Origin of the sequence: Alicyclobacillus contaminans DSM 17975 (genome assembly GCF_000429525.1) — a bacterium.
Taxonomy (GTDB): Bacteria; Bacillota; Bacilli; order Alicyclobacillales; family Alicyclobacillaceae; genus Alicyclobacillus_A; species Alicyclobacillus_A contaminans.
In genome coordinates, this window is the sequence record NZ_AUCA01000007.1 from 17,195 (window position 1) to 34,443 (window position 17,249).

Here is a 17,249-nt window from a genome sequence, read left to right on the forward strand (position 1 = left end):
CTGCGCCCGTAGGCCTATTTCTGACAATGTACGCGGCCGGGGCGTCAGGAGAGCGCGTAGCGTCCAAACCGCTTTTCCAGGTATCCCTGCGCGTACGACAGGACAGTGCTGAACAGCAGGTAAATCACGGCCGCCTCGAGGTAGGTGGCCAGTGGCGCGTAGGCCGCGGCGGTGATCTCCTGGGCCACCTGGAACAGCTCACGGACAGTGATCACTGCGGCCAACGACGTATCTTTGACCAGGCTGATGAAAGAGTTGGCCAGCGGCGGTACAGCCACGCGTGCAGCCTGGGGCAGCACAATGAGGTACAGCACCTGGCGGTTGGTCATGCCGAGCGATTGCGCCGCTTCCCACTGTCCCTTCGGTATGGACTGAATGGCTGCGCGGATCACTTCCGAGTTGTAGGCGCCCACATTGAGCGTGAAGCCAATCACGGCCGCAGGAAATGCCGGCAGGGTGATACCGACGCCGGGCAGCCCATAAAAAATGATGAACAATTGCACGAGCAGCGGCGTGCCGCGAATGACCCACACGTAAAAGCGGGCCACCGCCACCAGTGGCGCAAGCCCGGACAAACGCGCGAGCGCAGTGAGCAGTGCCAAAATCAAACCGAACGCAAACGAGACCAGGGTGAGTGGAACGGTCCACTCCACCCCGGCTATCAGCAAAGGCAGGAAATGCACTGCCCAGTATTGCAACAGTTGCGGAAAAGTCATGCCGTCCATCATGGGCTCAACATCCTTACTTGGACACGTCGACGCCGAAATACTTCTCAGAAATCTTCAGGTACGTTCCGTCCTTTTTCATATCGGCGAGCGCTTTGTTCACGGCTTGGACCAGCTCCGGGTTCCCCTTGGGCATGGCGAAGCCTTCCTCGGCCGCGTTGTTCCAACTGGCCACCACTTTCAGCGGTGCATTGGGGTGGTGCTTTTTGAAGTCGAGAAACGACAGTTCATCGTTGACCGTGGCGTCAATACGTCCAGACTCAAGCAGTGAAATGGCTTCGTTGAAGCCGCTGACCGGTTGAATGTGGGCCCCGTTCTGCCGCGCGATGTCGGCCAAATTGCTGGTCAGTGACTGACCGGCCGTGTGGCCCTTGAGGTCTTTGAAGCTCTTGATGGTGTTGTTGTCACTGCGGACAATCAACACTGCCCGTGACACGATGTAGGGTGTGGAAAAGTCATACTTGGCCTTGCGCTCAGGTGTGATGGCCACTTCGTCAGCCACCATATCATACCGGTGACTGAACAGACCTTCAAGCAAACCATCCCATTGGGACTCTACGAACTTGGGCTTGACACCCAGGCGCTGCGCCACCTGTTCTGCAATTTCCACGTCAAAACCGGTCAGCTTGCCTGTGTTGTCGTGATAGTCAAATGGGGCATAGGTCCCCTCGGTACCGATGGTGATGGTGCCCTGCTGTTTAATCGTTTGATACAGGTTGCCGCTGCCAGCCGTGCTGCTGTTGGCGGAGTTGCCCTGCCCGGATGTGCCCGACGTGTTCGCTCCGCAGGCAGTCATGGCGAACATGGACAGAATCAAGCCGCTGATGACGAATGTTTTTTTCATATTTCTCTCCCCACTCCTATAGTAACAGACCATAAACCCTATATATCATATATAGTTACAAGGGATTAGACAAGGCGGTCTGGCACGTCGGTGCTCGTTCTTTGACACAACGGCGAATCGTGTGCCACGCAATACCGCGCGGCTCCCGTTTATTATCCGGCGTTCGCGAATCTGTATGCAATGGATGAAGTCATCGTATCACCGTGGATCCAACTCAGAAAAAATCGAGCATCCACGTGGGGAATCCGGTATGATAACCGTAGAGAACATCGGGGTGATGTGGTTGTCCACAGACGCTGCGTGCGCCAGCTGAGGCCTGCACGCAAGGCGTTCGGACAAGCAGACACGGGGATGGAACAAGGGTGAACCGTCCATGGGAGAGAAAGAGAACGAGAAAGCCCGTTTCATCGACATGTTGGAGCAAGAACGCCGCCGTTTGGCGCGGGAGATTCACGATGTACCGGCTCAGTGGCTGACCACTACGGCGATGCGTTTGGAAGTGGTTCAGCGGCTGCTGGCGGCGGGGAGAGCGGACGAGGCGGCGCGGGAAGTGGGGCGACTGCGAGTCGGTCTGAAAATGGCGATAGCGGACGTGCGGCGCCTGATTTTTGACCTGCGTCCGTCCCTGCTCAAGTACGGCATTCAGGCTGCAATTCATATGTACGCTGAGCGATTTGCCGAGGCCTTTGGCCTGAGCGTTGACGTGCGCGGCGAATGGCCGACCCACACGCTTGGGGAAGCCGAGGATGTGGCTGTGTTCCGGGTGTTTCAGGAATTGCTGAACAACGTGTACAAGCATGCCCACGCCCGGTGTGTGACGGTGACGCTGTACGCCGCAGGTGACGTGTGCGGTTTATCCATTGCAGACGACGGCCACGGCTTTCCGGCAGAGGCCCCTGCATCGTCTGAGCGAGAGGATGGACACTACGGTTGGCTCGGCATGCAGGAGCGCATGGCATTGGTGGGTGGCCGTCTGTGGCGCGTGCCGAACGTGCGGCAGGGGGCGTGTGTGGTCTGCGAAATTCCGCTGCGCCAGAAGCACTGACTTGCTTGGGCTGGGACAGCGGCATTGGCCGGCGAGCGCTGAAACAGGGAGGAGGAACGGTGCGTGGCTCGTGTGGTTCGTGTGTTTTCATGGCTATTGCCCCCCTTGTTTAATCTTGGGTTGCGTACGCTGCTCGCCACAAGAAATCCATTTGTTTACAGTGGCGCCTATCAAGAGTTGGGGCCGCTCCTTCGTGCCTTTGCGGATACAGACCGGGATGCGGACGTGCTGCTTCTGGAGTACCAGCATGCGTACACCGATTACCCGCAGCTCTTGCAGCGCCTGCGGGCGCACAATCCGATGCTGCGCGTTCTGTTTATCCTGCCTAACACGTTTGACGAGGAAGTGTTGCGCAGCGCTCTGAGGTCCGGGGGAGACGGGTACTTGCTGCAATGTGTCGAGGAATCCGTATTGCTCGACGCGCTGGACAACGTGGTTCGCGGCGACGGATACCTGGATTCGCAGATGACCCCGGCGGTGCTCGAGGAACTTCGCAAACCGCTGCATGCGATGCAGGCGCTGGATGTTCAGGTGCCGCTGACGGAACGGGAACGCATGTTGGTGCAATTGGCTGCGGACGGGTTGAGCAATGGACAGATTAGTCAAGTGATGGGTTTGGCGGAAAAAACAGTTCGCAACGTGTGGTCGTCTCTGTTTGATAAAGTCGGTTACAACGACCGCACACAGACTGTGCTGTGGGCGATTCGAACGGGACAGGCGGAGTTGCGATAAAGTGTCGATGGAGCGGTGCGGTCATGGCGAGGCTGCACCGTTCTTGATTTTGTCAACAGGATTTTGGCATTTCGTGTCGAAACGTCACGAGGGCAGGTTGATAGGAGCTTGGGATGCGGTTTGCATGCTTTGCAAAACCTGTGGGCTGACCAATAAGGGTATGAGCGATACCACGTATGGGGAGTGCTTTTATGATTGAAATGCAAGACGTTTGGAAGCAGTACCCAAACGGGGCGCGGGCACTGAACGGCGTCAGCGTGCACATCACGAAGGGCGAGTTTGTGTACGTGGTGGGGCCGAGCGGGGCAGGCAAATCGACGTTTATCAAATTGATGTATCGGGAAGAGCGGCCGACCAAAGGACACATCTTTGTGAACGGCTTTAATATTGATCGGTTGAAGGACCGGAAAGTGCCGCTTTTGCGCCGCAGCATCGGCGTGGTGTTTCAGGATTTCAAGCTGCTGCCGCGCCTGACCGCGTATGAGAACGTGGCGTTTGCGCTGGAGGTCATCGGGACGTCGAAACGACAGATCAAGCGTCGCGTGGCGGATGCGCTGAACTGGGTCGGATTGAGCGACAAGGCGGACATGCTTCCGTCACAGTTGTCGGGGGGCGAGCAGCAGCGCGTGGCGGTGGCGCGGGCGTTGGTCAACAATCCGGCGGTCATCATCGCAGATGAGCCCACGGGCAATCTGGATCCGGAAACGTCGTGGGACGTGATGAAACTGTTTCAGCGGATCAATGATCGGGGCACGACCATTGTGATGGCCACACACAACAAAGATATCGTCAACACCATGCGCAAGCGGGTGATTGCGATTGAGGGCGGTCAAATTGTGAGAGACGAACAAAAAGGGATGTACGGATATGAAGATTAGTATGCTGGGACGCCACATTCGCGAAGGCTGCAAGAACCTGCTTCGAAACAGTTGGATGAGCATCGCGTCGGTGGGCGCGGTCGCCATCACGCTGCTCATTCTCGGCGTGACCCTGGTGATTGCGCTCAATGCGCAGCAATTGTCCAACTACATGGCTGGACAGCTGCAGGTCAACGCATTTCTGAAGCAGAACGTGACGAAACAGCAGGCATTGGCGCTGGATGCCGAAATCAAAGCGCTGCCCGGGGTCCAGGAGGCGATCTATGTTCCGAAGGATCAGGGATTCAAGGAATTGCAGCAGAGCCTGGGGAAGGAGTACCAGGAAGTGTTGCAAGGGTTCTCCAAAAACAATCCCATTCCCGATAAGATTGTCGTGAAAGCGAAAGATCCCAAACAGACGTTGGGCATTGCCGCAGAAATTCGGCAAATGGACGGTGTCGACAAGGTCGACGATGGAAAGCAGGTCGTGGACAAGCTGTTCCGGTTTCTGGACATGGTTCGGAACATCGGCGTGGTGTTTGTGGTCGGTCTGGTGGTGATGGCGATGTTTCTCATCTCCAACACCATTAAAATCACCATTTTTTCGCGTCGCCGGGAAATTGAGATCATGAAATTGGTGGGGGCGACCGATTGGTTCATTCGTTGGCCGTTCCTGACGGAAGGGATCATCATTGGGGTGGTTGGTGCCCTCGTGCCCTTTGCGCTCATCGTGTACGGTTATCACAGCGCCTTCGTGCGCATGGGCGGTACGTTTCTCGCCGTCGCGTTTCCGCTCATTCCAACGGGGGCGTTGGCGCAAAAATTGGCGCTGGTCATGTTTGGACTGGGAATTTTCATCGGCATCTGGGGCGGTATCATGTCCGTTCGCAGATTTCTTCGCGTGTAGTGCGCTGAGCTTGGGGCCAATCCGAGCGGGATTGGCCCTGTTTGTGTTACGGCGCTGGGTGTTGAAGTTGGCTTCGGGCAGGCATACTGAGGTTGGCACAAAGATATGACCGGCGAAGGGGGCTCGAGGCATGGAACGGACGCGAACTCGATTCCGCAGTGCCGCCGCAAATGTCGTGCTGGGCATCGCCATTGGAGTGGCCGGCACGCTGGTTGGGATGAAGGCGGCGGGGGTGCGCTTGCAGCCGGGACTGGACAGTCCGGCTTTCCAGAAGTTCTTTACGGTATATAACGATCTGCACCAGAATTACTACAAGTCGGAATCCGACAGCCTCCTGCTGAACGGGGCGGTGGACGGCATGGCCAAAGCGCTCGGAGATCCGTTTACCGAGTACCTTCCGCCAGCGGACGCGACCCAGCTGCAGGATCTGCTGGCAGGGAGTTATGTCGGGATTGGCATTGAAGTGACAGAAGAGAATGGACAATTGAAGATTGCATCCGTCACGCCGAATGCGCCCGCGGCCAAGGCGGGGTTAAAGGTGAACGACATTATCACGGCGGTCAATGGCACGTCGTTGAAGGGCGTCAGTCTCGAGAAAGCTTCGACGTTGCTCCTCGGCCCGAAGGGGTCGGTGGTCAAACTGACCGTTGAGCGTCCCGGCCACGCGGACTCGCCGTTGACGTTCTCTGTTGAGAGGGCCGACGTCAATCGACAAACGGTGTACAGCCGAATGCTGGACCATCACATTGGCTACCTGCAAATTGCCGTGGTGGCGGAGCATACGCCCGATGAATTGAAAAAACAATTGGCGGCATTGGAGAAAGCGGGGGCCGAGCGACTCATCGTGGATGTGCGAGACAATCCTGGCGGCTACCTGGATCAGGCCGTCGCCATGGCGGGCTGCTTCATTCCCAAGGGGAAAGTCGTGGTGCAATGGGTGGATCGAGCGGGGCACAAAAACATTCTGAAGTCGCCCGGCCCTGGCATCCGTCTGCCCGTGGTGGTGTTGATGAACGGCAATACGGCCAGTGCCGCTGAAATCTTGTCAGCCGCCCTGCACGAGGACCTCGGCGCTCCGTTGGTGGGGACCAAGTCGTTCGGCAAGGGAACGGCGCAAACGACCGTGCAATTCAGCGATGGAAGCTCGTTCAAATACACCGTCGCCAAGTGGTTGACGCCGAATGGGGAGTGGATTCACGGCAAAGGACTGCAGCCGACTGTGCCGGTGGCTGATTCGGAGGCCGCGGCCACCAGCGCCGCCCCCGCTCCCGACCCGCAGTTGGCGGCTGCGGAACGCGCGGTGCTGGCGATGACGCACTGATGCGCCAGCACGGTGGATAGCAGGACAAACGCGCAATCTGTCGAATTCAGTCATGACAACCGAAAGGTATCGTGTTTGAACCAACCTAAGGAAGGGAAGCCGCGTGGTGAATGCATTGGAACAACTGCAACTGGGGTGGGCGGCAGGGCATGGTTTCCTCATGCTCGCGCTCAATCCGCTGCTGTACATCGGCGCCTTTCTCTGGGTTTGGGAACGGATACGGAACGCGAAGCCGGAGCGCATGCTGTTCGGCGTGCGTTGGACGCGGGTGCGCCGCCCGCTGTTTGTCCAGCTTGCCGCAGGGTTGGCGGCCGGGGTGGTGCTATCGGTTGGCTTGTGCGCAGCCGGTGTGGCCGTGACGCCTTCGGAAGTGTGGGCCGTCAGCGGCGTCAGTCTCGGGCTGGCGGTGCTGCGTCTGCGTTGGTGGTTTCTGCCATACAGTGTCTCGTTGTTGGCGGCGGTTCACGCGGTGGTGGGCGTGTTGCCCCAAGTCGGAACGGGGAGCGTCTGGGCGAGTGTGCTGCGATTTTTTCGAGATTTCCACAGCACCGACTGGCTGGCCCTGGCCGCAGGGGCCTCGTTGTTGAACGCGTCGCTGCTCTGGCTGTATCGAGGACAGGGGGGAGCTCCCACAGCCGTTCACGGCAAACGCGGTGGCGTGATGGGTGGACTTGTGTTTCAAACGGCGTTTCTGGCGGCGGTTTGGATACCCACGGCACACGACGCGGCGCAGCTGGGAGGCTGGCGGTGGTGGCAGGCCAACGGAGACGGACTCACGCTCACGGCCGTTCCGCTGTTCGTTGGGTGCAGTCTGTTGGTCACAGTTCAACCGGTTCGGCGCGCGGTCGTGCGACAGGCAGGCGTGCACCTGTTGCTCGCCGTCTGCCTGGCGGGCGGAGCGGCGTGGGGACTGTGGCAAGATGCACCCGCTTCCCTCGTTGCGGCGTTCGCGGTGTGGATGGTCCTGGAAGGCGCAGTCATTCTGTTCTTGCGCCAAGAACAGCGTCAGGACGGGCGGTATGCGGAGACGCCCGCCGGTGTTCGGGTATTGGCCGTGGTGCCGAAATCGGGCGCGGCCGAACTGGGCCTGCAGCCTGGAGAAGTGATCACCCACGTCAACCAAGTGCCGGTGCACAGTTCGTATGATCTGCACTTTGCACTGGATCAGAATCCGGCGTACGCGAAGCTGCAGGTGGTCGACACGCGAGGCGAAGCGCGTTTCGTCGGGGCTCCGGTGTATGACGGAGAACGTCACCAATTGGGACTGATTGCCGCGCCATCGACGCACATGGGCACCGGGTGCAAGCGGATTGCGCCCGGACTGTTCCAGTCTCTCTACCTGCGCGTTGGGCCGGGCGGCGGGGGCACACAGGAATCGGTCGAAGCGTCGGTGGAATGAGGCTTCGTACACCGGAGACGGCCATCGGCGAAGATTCGTTCATGTAGGAATCAGAGATAGAGAAGCAAGATTTCTTCAGTATCATTCTGGCAGGGGGAATTCGGGTGGATTTCGCAACGGGGCTGGGGATCATATTGGCTGTCATCAGCCTGGTGTTGGGGTTTACCAGTGACGGCGGCAGTATCACGGCATTGGTGCAGCCCTCCGCCATGCTGATTGTGTTCGGCGGTACGCTCGGGGCCACCATGGTGGGGACGAATCTGAAACAGTTTGCGGGTATTGTGAAATATCTGAAAATCGCATTTCTGACAAAAAAGCGGGATGCGCTCGACACGATTGATCAACTCGTGCATCTTGCGACCGTTGCCCGCCGCGAGGGCATTCTCGCGCTGGAGGAGGAGATTGAGCAGTACGACGATCCGTTCCTAAAGGGCGGCCTTCAGCTGGTGGTGGACGGCGTGGATCCGGAACTGGTGAAAAACATGCTCGAAATCGAGTTGTCCGCTGTGCAGGAGCGCCATCTGACAGCCGCCCATATTTTTGAGAGCGCCGGTGGCTACGCGCCCACCATGGGGATCATCGGTACGGTGATGGGGCTTGTCCACGTGCTGGCGGATTTGAGTGACGTCACCAGGCTCGGTCCGCAGATTGCAACGGCGTTCACCGCGACGTTGTACGGTGTGGCGAGTGCGAACATCTTCTGGCTGCCCATCGCAACGAAGCTGAAAAAACGGGATCAGGACGAGATGCTGATCCGCGAGATTATGATGGAGGGCATCCTCTCCATTCAGGCGGGTGAGAACCCGAACATTCTCGGCCAGAAGCTGAGGGCATTCCTGGCTCCGTCGAATCGGACCCGGAAGGTCGCCGCGAAGGTGGGTGACGCCAATGTCGAGACGGCGCAGAGTTAATCCCGAAAAAGACAACCGCGATCGGTGGTTGATCACCTACTCCGACCTGATCACATTGCTCATGATTTTTTTCGTCATCATGTACGCCATGTCCAAGATTGATCAAGCGAAGTTTCTGACGCTGTCCAAGTCTCTGGCGACCGCCATGCACACCCAGGACCAAATTCCCCTGAAGGGACTCGGCAGCACCAGTCTGGTGATGCCGGCCAACCCGCAGGACAGCGGAAACAAAACGGGAACCGGCGAAGCCAACAACGCGACGAAGCAACAGAACGCGGAAGATCAGAAAATGGATTTGCTCTACAAACAGGTGAGTCAGTTCATACAAACGCATCACCTGCAGGGCAATGTGACGCTGTCTGAACAGGCGCGCGGTGTGCAGATTACATTGCGCGACATGGTCCTGTTTGACACGGGTCAGGCCACCATCAAGCCGAATGCGCAGAAACTGTTGGCCGGACTGGTGCCGTTCTTCCGCTCCTTGGACAACCCCATCGTGGTCGAGGGCTATACGGACAATCAGCCGATTTCCACGCCGCAGTACCCGACCAACTGGGAATTGTCGGCAGCCCGCGCAACGGGAGTGGTGCGCTTCTTCGTCACGCAACATATCGATCCGTCCCGTCTTACGGCATCTGGATACGGTGAGTACCATCCGGTGGCGCCGAACGACACAGAGGCCCACCGACAACTGAACCGCCGCGTGAACATCGTGATTCTGCGCGACGATCTGACGGCGGCCCAGAATACCCCCGAGAGTACCGCGCAGGTCCAGAACACCCCGCAGTAGGCGCAGGCGAGACTGGCGAATCTTCAATCGCCGCCATAGGATGAACCGGTCTTCGAGCGGGCGGATGCGGCAGTGGGGTTCCTCAGCCACAGGGCGATGAAACATCCCACGAGGGACACGCCCAGCATCAGCCAGATGGCATCATGACATCCGGCGGTCGCCGCGGAGGACCAGTGACTTCGTGCCGCCGTTGCCAGGTTGGTCGTGGTTGCTTGGCATGGCGGCAGCGAAGGGAGCCCCGATGAGGACGGGAGATGCATTGCCTCCGCCACCCGCAGTCGCATCCGTTCCTGGAAGAACGTCACCACCAACGAAATCCCCAGTGTTTCACCGAGTCGCTGTACGAGATTGAACAGAGTATTTCCGTCCGCAACCCGGTTGGTGGGCAGGCTCCGAATCATCCCGTTCAGGAGTGGCTGAATGACCAAGCCTATCGCACATCCCCCCCCCCCCCGGCAGCACAGGAACCATGTGGTCATCCACGCGGGCGAGGTCGCGGAGACCATCAACAATCCGAGCGTGCTGTTCCAAAGAAGTCGGCGGAGTGTTTGAGGAGGGGAGCACGAGTTCAACTCCCCTTTTAATTTTTTGACTGACCGTACGGTCAAAAACGAAACAAGGAGAAGTCTGCCGTGAACGGCAGAACGCATCAAACCGATGCGATGAACAGGCGTGTCAAGCTGTCGGCAGAAGGCTGGGCATCGAGATCCGTGGCCGCCGCCGCAGTAAATGCCAGCCCTTGCATGCTGGCGCCCAGTTGAAAAGCCAAATGTTCCGGATCGCCGGACACAATTTGCCCTTGCCGCTGGCCGTCGGCGATGAACTGGGTCATGAGCGACTGGGACTCCTTCATCAGTTCGCTGGCCAGATGGCGGGCTTCCGCCGGGACGGCATCACTCACCAACGCTTGGATGACCACCATGAACAGATAGGGCTGATCCGTCCAGTTCCTGCTGAATCAGCCAGCGCAGCCGATCCGCGGTGCCCCCAGGCTGTTCGGCGGATTCAGCCAACAAACGAAGGGCTCCGCGGGCTGAGCGTTCGATGAGTGTAACGAAGGTGACGTCCTTGCTATCGAAATAGTGGTATATCAACCCCTTGCTGACAGCGGCGGCAGCCGCAATGTCGTCAATGCGCGTGCCGACGTAGCCGTTGCGGGCAAACACCTTGGCGGCGTGAAGAATTTGCTCTTTGCGCTCGTCCCGAATCTGTTGAATTTCCTTCTCCGTCCGCGGCACGACAACCACCCTCTTTGACTGAACGATAAGTGAATCACGAATAAGCGCTCGATGCAGGTCAACACAACCAGAACACTTGTTCTTGTTTTGCGGCGTGTGTTACCATGGAGTTGTGTGTTAGCCAAAGGTATGTGGGCGACAGCCCGATGGTCGGGGTTATGGCGCCCCCCGCTGAGTGGAGGTATACACCTCATACTCGGCTAGCTCACTTCTGGTGAAGTGACAAAAGATCCCCAGCTTCAAGCTAAGCAGAACGTCAAATAAGGGGGCCAAATCGTGCGCAACGGCTCGTTTCAACTGGTTTCGGAGTTTCAACCGCAGGGGGACCAACCTGCGGCGATTGCGTCGTTGGTGGAGGGCGCCTTGAAAGGACTGAAACATCAAACCCTGCTCGGCGTCACCGGATCTGGCAAGACGTTCACGATGGCCAGCATCATCGCGAAGCTGAATCGGCCGACGTTGGTGATTGCCCACAACAAAACGCTGGCCGCGCAACTGGCTGCGGAATTCAAGGAGTTTTTCCCGCACAACGCGGTGGAGTATTTCGTCAGTTATTACGACTATTATCAACCGGAGGCGTACATTCCGTCGACGGATACCTATATCGAAAAAGACGCCAAAATCAACGATGAGATCGACAAGTTGCGGCACTCGGCCACGGCATCTCTGTTGGAACGTAACGACGTTTTGGTGGTGGCCAGTGTCTCCGCCATTTATGGTTTGGGAAGTCCAGAGGAGTACCGAGGCCATGTGCTCTCGCTGCGGCCGGGTATGCAGCGCAGCCGCGACGACATTCTGCGGCGGCTGGTGGCCATGCAGTACGAACGGAACGACATCAACTTCACGCGCGGAACTTTCCGCGTTCGTGGCGATATTGTGGAGATCTTCCCCGCGTCCCGCGGAGAACAGGCGATTCGGGTGGAGATGTTCGGCGATGAGATTGAACGCGTGACGGAAATCGACGTATTGACCGGGGAGATTCTCGGTGTGCGTGAAAGTGTCGGCATCTATCCGGCCTCCCACTTCGTGACCTCGCGAGAACGTCTGGAACGGGCGGTGCAGCGCATCCGCGACGAGCTGGCCGAGCGGTTGGAGGAACTGCGCGCCAACGGCAAGCTGCTTGAGGCGCAGCGGCTGGAACAGCGCACCAATTATGACATTGAAATGATGCTCGAAATCGGGCACTGCGCCGGCATCGAGAACTATTCCCGGCATCTCGAGGGCCGGGCCGCCGGAGAGCCGCCGAATACGCTGCTCGATTACTTTCCCGACAACTTCATCACACTCATTGACGAATCCCATGTGACCATACCTCAGATTCGCGGTATGTACGGTGGGGACCGTTCTCGCAAGTTGACGCTGATTGAGCACGGATTTCGCCTGCCTTCCGCGGCGGACAACCGCCCCCTGACGTTCGAGGAGTTTGAGCAAAAGGTCGGGCAGGTCATCTACGTCTCAGCGACCCCCGGCCCGTACGAAGCGGAGCACGAGGAGAACCGGGCCGAGCAGATCATTCGACCCACCGGTTTGCTCGATCCGGAAATTTTTGTTCGTCCCATCAAAGGGCAGATTGACGATTTGGTCGGCGAGATTCAGCAGCGCATCCGCCGCGACGAGCGCGTGTTGGTCACCACGCTGACCAAGAAGATGGCGGAAGATCTCACCGACTATCTGAAAGAACTCGGGATCAAAGTCCGGTACCTGCATTCGGACATCAAGACGATTGAACGCATGGTGATTTTGCGCGACCTGCGGCTGGGGGCGTTCGACGTCCTGGTGGGCATCAACCTGCTCCGAGAGGGACTGGACTTGCCGGAAGTGTCCTTGGTCGCAATTCTGGACGCGGATAAGGAAGGCTTCCTGCGCGACGAGCGTTCGCTGATTCAGACGATTGGCCGGGCGGCGCGCAACGCCAACGGCCAGGTGATCATGTACGCCGACACCATCACCGACTCCATGCGTGCGGCGATTGACGAGACGATGCGTCGACGCAAGAAGCAGATGGCCTTCAACGAACAACACGGAATCACGCCACAGACGATTCAAAAGGCGGTGCGGGACGTCATCGAAGCGACGAAGGCTGCCGAGTCGAAAGCCGATTACCTGACCGCCGCGGAGAGGGCGCAAAAGCTCTCGAAGTCTGAACGCAAGGCGTTGGTGGAAAAACTGGAGAAAGAGATGAAAGAAGCGGCGAAGAATCTCGAGTTTGAACGCGCCGCAGAATTGCGTGATCTGCTGCTGGAGATTACCGGCGCCTGATGAACGTCGTTCGCGTGCGACGGGAGCGGTCAGCTGCCGGATGCGAGAAGACGGCGCCAATCCGCGGGATGATGGACTGAATGGGATGCGAGAAGGGAGTAAAGCCATGTCACTTGACCAAATTGTCGTGAAAGGGGCCCGGGCCCACAATCTGAAAAACGTCCACGTGACCATTCCACGGGACAAATTTGTGGTGCTCACAGGACTGAGCGGCTCAGGCAAGTCGTCGTTGGCGTTCGACACCATTTACGCGGAGGGGCAACGGCGCTATGTGGAGTCGCTGTCCGCGTATGCGCGCCAATTTCTCGGTCAGATGGACAAGCCGGATGTGGATTCGATTGAAGGGCTGTCGCCGGCCATCTCCATTGACCAGAAGACAACAAGTCGAAATCCCCGGTCCACCGTGGGCACGGTGACGGAAATCTACGATTATCTCCGCTTGTTGTTCGCCCGCGTTGGGCGACCGTACTGCCCCCACTGCAACATTCCCATCACTTCGCAGACTGTGGAGCAAATGGTGGATCGGATTCTCGAGTATCCGGAAGGGACCCGTCTGCAGGTGCTGGCGCCGGTGGTGCGGGGACGAAAAGGAGAACATCAAAGGCTTCTCGAAGACATTCGGAAGAACGGGTATGTCCGGGTTCGCGTGGACGGCGTGCTGCGGGAGGTCACCGAGGACATCGCGTTGGAGAAGAATCGCAAGCACACCATCGAGGTGGTGGTGGACCGGATTGTGGTCCGATCCGACATCCATTCCCGCCTCGCCGATTCGCTGGAAACCGCACTCGGCTTGTCGGGAGGGCTTGTGATCATCGACGTGATTGGCCAGGAGGAGTTGCTGTTCAGCCAAAACTTCGCCTGCCCGAATTGCGGATTCAGCGTGGGGGAACTGGCGCCTCGCATGTTCTCGTTCAACAGTCCGTTTGGCGCGTGTGAGACCTGCTATGGACTGGGCGTGCAGATGGAGGTGGATGAGGAACTGGTGATTCCAAATCCCAGCTTGTCCATCGCGGAGGGCGCGATTGTTCCCTGGGCCGGCTCCACCTCTACCTATTATCCTCAGTTGTTGGAATCGGCCTGTCGGACATTTGGCATTCCGACCGACGTGCCAGTGCAGGATATTCCGAGCGATCAACTGCGGAAGGTCTTGTACGGGACGGGAGAAAAAATACGCTTCGTGTATGAAAACGACTTTGGACAGGTCAAGACTGCAGAGGTCCTGTTTGAAGGGGTCATTCCGAATCTGCAGCGGCGGCACCGTGAAACGACGTCTGACTCAATCCGCGAGTTCATTGAGGAATTCATGGCCACCAAAGCCTGCCCCAGCTGTCACGGGCGACGGTTGAAGCCGCAGAGTCTGGCCGTGCGGGTGGGCGAATTGAACATCTCCGAACTGACCGACCTGTCGGTGACCGAGGCGCTTTCATACATCGAGTCGTTAACCTTGACCGAAAAGGAACAGGCCATTGCCCGGCTGATTCTGAGAGAGATTTCAGCGCGATTGGGATTTCTTCGGGATGTGGGGCTCGAGTACCTGACGCTGTCGCGGTCGGCGGGAACGCTGTCCGGCGGGGAGGCGCAGCGGATTCGGCTGGCGACGCAGCTCGGATCGAGCTTGATGGGCGTGTTGTATATTCTCGACGAACCAAGCATTGGGCTGCACCAGCGGGATAACGAACGGCTCATCCGCACACTCGAGCACATGCGGGACCTCGGCAACACGCTCATTGTGGTGGAGCACGACGAAGACACAATGCTGGCCGCGGACTACATCATCGACATGGGGCCGGGGGCCGGCATGCACGGCGGAGAGGTGGTCAGCGCGGGCACGCCTCAGCAAATCATGGCCGATCCCAACTCGCTCACGGGTCAGTTCCTGTCCGGCCGGCGGTTCATTCCAGTGCCGACACAGCGCCGGAAACCGGATGGCCGGTGGTTGAAAGTGAAGGGCGCGAAGGAGAACAACCTGAAGAACGTGACGGTCAAGGTGCCGATTGGATTGTTCACCTGCGTCACAGGCGTGTCGGGCTCCGGGAAGTCCACGTTGGTCAACGAGATCATCTACAAGACGCTGGCTCGCGACCTGAATCGGGCGCGGGTCCGTCCGGGGCAATGCACGGGCCTGGAAGGGTTGGAGCATCTGGACAAAGTGGTGGACATTGACCAGTCGCCCATCGGCCGGACGCCGCGTTCCAACCCGGCGACGTATACGGGGGTGTTCGATGACATCCGGGATCTGTTTGCCACGACCAACGAGGCCAAGATGCGCGGTTACAAAAAGGGACGGTTCAGTTTCAATGTGCGCGGGGGCCGCTGCGAGGCCTGCAAGGGCGACGGGATTATCAAAATTGAGATGCATTTCCTGCCGGACGTGTACGTGCCCTGTGAAGTCTGTAAGGGCAAGCGGTACAACCGCGAAACGCTCGAGGTGAAATACAAGGGGAAGAGCATCGCGGATGTGCTCGATATGACGGTGGAGGACGCCTGCCAGTTCTTTGAGAACATCCCGCGGGTCGCGCGCAAGTTGCAAACGTTGGTGGACGTGGGATTGGGCTACATGAAACTGGGGCAGCCCGCGACGACGCTGTCCGGCGGCGAGGCGCAGCGCGTCAAGTTGGCGTCCGAGCTACACCGGCGGTCCAACGGCCGCACGCTGTACATTCTTGACGAGCCCACGACCGGTCTGCACGTGGCCGACATTGAAAAACTGCTGGTTGTGCTTCATCGGTTGGTGGACGGCGGTGACACGGTGCTGGTCATCGAACATAACCTGGACGTCATCAAAACGGCGGACTATCTGATTGACCTCGGTCCGGAGGGAGGCGCCGGGGGCGGACAGGTGGTCGGTGTAGGGACGCCGGAAGAGTTGATCCGCGTGGACGGATCGTATACTGGGAAATTCCTCAAACCCATCATGGAGCGCGATAAAGCACGGGCACGCGGTGAGCGGGTGCCGGCGGCAATCGCGCAGGGAAGCAGCGCATGAGCGACTGGTGGAATGGAGTGATTGCCCATTGGGGGGCGGCGCTGCACATTCCACTCGCGGTCGAGCGGCTTTCTCCCAACGATGCGGATCTCCCGGTGGGAGAATGGCGGTTCGAAGGCGGGACGTGGAGGCTGCGGCTCGATGCAGAGTATTGTGTTGTCTGCTCGCGCTCGGACCTCTCGGACGCCACACGGGCGGCGCTGCGCTGGACGCTCGACATGGCGCGTCGCTCCTCGCGGCAGAGCTGGCAGTCGTGGTTGCGGGAACGGGTTCAACTCCGTTTGCAGGACGGCGACGGCAAGCGTGGCGTAGAGATTGGATTCAGCGATGTGACGCCATCGCTCCCGGCCGGCTACTTGGTGTGGCTGCATCCGTGGTCTCCAAGCGGGCAGGCGGCTTCCGGGACGCATCATCCTGCCGGGCGGCCGTCCGTCGCCGACGTGGCGAATGCCCTGGCCGCCGGGAGTTGGCTCGGATGGCTGGACCCGGGACGGACGGTGCCCTACACAACGGGGCTCGTGTACTGTACGCTGAACGCACTGGACACGGCGCTGGATGACATGCTTCCCGACGGTGAACCGGACACCGTCTCGGCGTTTCGCGAGCTGCAACGGGTCAAGCAGTGGGTCTCGGCGCTGTTGGTTCAATTGGAGGCGGATCTATATTTTCCGGCGCGCGCGGTGGTGGGGGCTTCCATTCGGCACGCGGGCGATGTGGAATGGGCCATTCAGTCGCTGAGGGACACCTGGCGCGTGGCGTCCATGCCGCATCATGCCGAACGCGTATTGGGCTGGGGCGAAGCTGCGGTCGAGCATCTGCTGCTGGCCCTGTCCGGGCACAGTCGGTCACAGTTTCGAAAAATGGTGGAGTTGCGAACGATGGAGCCGCCGGTGGAACTGAGTGGAGAACTGTTGGAAACGCTGCTCGGCGTGATTCGTGCGGATCTGAACGTCAGTGAGGCCGCGCGCCTTCTGTACCTGCATCGCAACACGCTGCTCAACCGGATTGAGCGCATTCGCCAACACACGGGATACGATATCCGCCATTTTGCCGATGCTTTGGCCCTGTGGTTGCTGTACGTGCTCGAGTCGGTGCCGGGAGCATCCGACGCCTGAGTGCGGAGTGCCCAATCCTCGGGTGGAAATCCGTGCACGTTGCCCGTCGGTGGCCTGTCGGCCCACCGGTATACTGAGTCTGTATATTCACTCGGCAGTGATGGATGAGAGAATGCAGAC

General features: G+C 59.0%; 16 protein-coding genes. 11 read left to right on the forward strand and 5 right to left on the reverse strand.

What is annotated here, in order from left to right:
* Nucleotides 1-44: 44 nt before the first annotated feature.
* Together G463_RS0104305 and G463_RS0104310 are read right to left on the reverse strand one after the other, a co-directional pair.
* On the reverse strand, nt 45-725 hold the full coding sequence (locus G463_RS0104305) for an amino acid ABC transporter permease (RefSeq protein WP_051321941.1): 681 nt from the start codon (nt 723-725) through the stop codon (nt 45-47).
* Between the two features lie 16 nt (nt 726-741).
* A complete protein-coding gene (locus G463_RS0104310; RefSeq protein ID WP_026974182.1) occupies nt 742-1,569 on the reverse strand; it encodes an amino acid ABC transporter substrate-binding protein in 828 nt (275 codons plus the stop codon).
* A 373-nt stretch (nt 1,570-1,942) separates the two neighbouring features.
* Here G463_RS0104310 and G463_RS18735 point away from each other — a divergent pair, with 373 nt between their 5' ends.
* The 8 genes from G463_RS18735 (at nt 1,943) to G463_RS0104350 (ending at nt 9,531) form a co-directional block, all read left to right on the forward strand.
* Nucleotides 1,943-2,614, forward strand: a complete 672-nt coding sequence (locus tag G463_RS18735; RefSeq protein ID WP_051321918.1) for a sensor histidine kinase — start codon at nt 1,943-1,945, stop codon at nt 2,612-2,614.
* A 63-nt stretch (nt 2,615-2,677) separates the two neighbouring features.
* Nucleotides 2,678-3,346 carry a LuxR C-terminal-related transcriptional regulator gene (locus G463_RS18740; RefSeq protein ID WP_051321919.1) on the forward strand — a complete coding sequence of 223 codons (669 nt, stop codon included), beginning with the start codon at nt 2,678-2,680 and terminating at the stop codon, nt 3,344-3,346.
* A gap of 191 nt (nt 3,347-3,537) precedes the next feature.
* The gene (gene ftsE, locus G463_RS0104325; protein ID WP_026974183.1) at nt 3,538-4,224 is read left to right on the forward strand and encodes a cell division ATP-binding protein FtsE; all 687 of its coding nucleotides are present in this window, start codon (nt 3,538-3,540) and stop codon (nt 4,222-4,224) included.
* Nucleotides 4,214-5,110, forward strand: coding sequence for a permease-like cell division protein FtsX (gene ftsX, locus G463_RS0104330; protein WP_026974184.1), 897 nt, complete (start codon nt 4,214-4,216; stop codon nt 5,108-5,110). Before ftsE ends, ftsX begins: the two co-directional genes overlap by 11 nt.
* 130 nt (nt 5,111-5,240) lie before the next feature.
* On the forward strand, nt 5,241-6,431 hold the full coding sequence (locus tag G463_RS18745) for a S41 family peptidase (protein WP_051321920.1): 1,191 nt from the start codon (nt 5,241-5,243) through the stop codon (nt 6,429-6,431).
* Nucleotides 6,432-6,534: 103 nt separating this feature from the next.
* Nucleotides 6,535-7,830 (forward strand): PDZ domain-containing protein, encoded by a 1,296-nt coding sequence (locus G463_RS18750; RefSeq protein WP_051321921.1) that lies wholly within the window; start codon nt 6,535-6,537, stop codon nt 7,828-7,830.
* A gap of 104 nt (nt 7,831-7,934) precedes the next feature.
* A complete protein-coding gene (locus tag G463_RS0104345; RefSeq protein ID WP_026974185.1) occupies nt 7,935-8,741 on the forward strand; it encodes a flagellar motor protein in 807 nt (268 codons plus the stop codon).
* A complete protein-coding gene (locus G463_RS0104350) occupies nt 8,719-9,531 on the forward strand; it encodes a flagellar motor protein MotB (protein WP_026974186.1) in 813 nt (270 codons plus the stop codon). Before G463_RS0104345 ends, G463_RS0104350 begins: the two co-directional genes overlap by 23 nt.
* 23 nt (nt 9,532-9,554) lie before the next feature.
* Here the strand turns inward: G463_RS0104350 and G463_RS0104355 are convergent, their stop codons facing one another.
* The 3 genes from G463_RS0104355 to G463_RS18755 form a co-directional block, all read right to left on the reverse strand.
* Nucleotides 9,555-9,959, reverse strand: a complete 405-nt coding sequence (locus G463_RS0104355) for an MFS transporter (protein WP_026974187.1) — start codon at nt 9,957-9,959, stop codon at nt 9,555-9,557.
* Between the two features lie 221 nt (nt 9,960-10,180).
* Nucleotides 10,181-10,432 (reverse strand): hypothetical protein, encoded by a 252-nt coding sequence (locus G463_RS21580; protein WP_156900089.1) that lies wholly within the window; start codon nt 10,430-10,432, stop codon nt 10,181-10,183.
* Nucleotides 10,425-10,769, reverse strand: a complete 345-nt coding sequence (locus G463_RS18755) for a TetR/AcrR family transcriptional regulator (protein ID WP_051321923.1) — start codon at nt 10,767-10,769, stop codon at nt 10,425-10,427. Before G463_RS18755 ends, G463_RS21580 begins: the two co-directional genes overlap by 8 nt.
* 276 nt (nt 10,770-11,045) lie before the next feature.
* On the opposite strand from G463_RS18755, the gene uvrB reads away from it, so the two are divergent.
* The 3 genes from uvrB to G463_RS0104375 all read left to right on the forward strand — a co-directional run bounded on the left by uvrB (nt 11,046) and on the right by G463_RS0104375 (nt 17,129).
* A complete protein-coding gene (uvrB, locus tag G463_RS0104365) occupies nt 11,046-13,028 on the forward strand; it encodes an excinuclease ABC subunit UvrB (protein WP_035485675.1) in 1,983 nt (660 codons plus the stop codon).
* Between the two features lie 106 nt (nt 13,029-13,134).
* Complete coding sequence (gene uvrA, locus G463_RS0104370) at nt 13,135-16,014, forward strand: excinuclease ABC subunit UvrA (RefSeq protein WP_026974189.1); 2,880 nt, start codon at nt 13,135-13,137, stop codon at nt 16,012-16,014.
* Complete coding sequence (locus G463_RS0104375) at nt 16,011-17,129, forward strand: PucR family transcriptional regulator (RefSeq protein WP_026974190.1); 1,119 nt, start codon at nt 16,011-16,013, stop codon at nt 17,127-17,129. Before uvrA ends, G463_RS0104375 begins: the two co-directional genes overlap by 4 nt.
* Nucleotides 17,130-17,249 lie beyond the last annotated feature (120 nt).

Coding starts and splice junctions, on each gene's coding strand:
- G463_RS0104375 (WP_026974190.1), top strand. CDS start 16,011: ATGAGCGACTGGTGGAATGGAGTGATTGCCCATTGGGGGGCGGCGCTG.
- ftsX (WP_026974184.1), top strand. CDS start 4,214: ATGAAGATTAGTATGCTGGGACGCCACATTCGCGAAGGCTGCAAGAAC.
- G463_RS18735 (WP_051321918.1), top strand. CDS start 1,943: ATGGGAGAGAAAGAGAACGAGAAAGCCCGTTTCATCGACATGTTGGAG.
- G463_RS0104350 (WP_026974186.1), top strand. CDS start 8,719: ATGTCGAGACGGCGCAGAGTTAATCCCGAAAAAGACAACCGCGATCGG.
- uvrA (WP_026974189.1), top strand. CDS start 13,135: ATGTCACTTGACCAAATTGTCGTGAAAGGGGCCCGGGCCCACAATCTG.
- G463_RS18745 (WP_051321920.1), top strand. CDS start 5,241: ATGGAACGGACGCGAACTCGATTCCGCAGTGCCGCCGCAAATGTCGTG.
- G463_RS0104310 (WP_026974182.1), bottom strand. CDS start 1,569: ATGAAAAAAACATTCGTCATCAGCGGCTTGATTCTGTCCATGTTCGCC.
- ftsE (WP_026974183.1), top strand. CDS start 3,538: ATGATTGAAATGCAAGACGTTTGGAAGCAGTACCCAAACGGGGCGCGG.
- G463_RS0104305 (WP_051321941.1), bottom strand. CDS start 725: ATGGACGGCATGACTTTTCCGCAACTGTTGCAATACTGGGCAGTGCAT.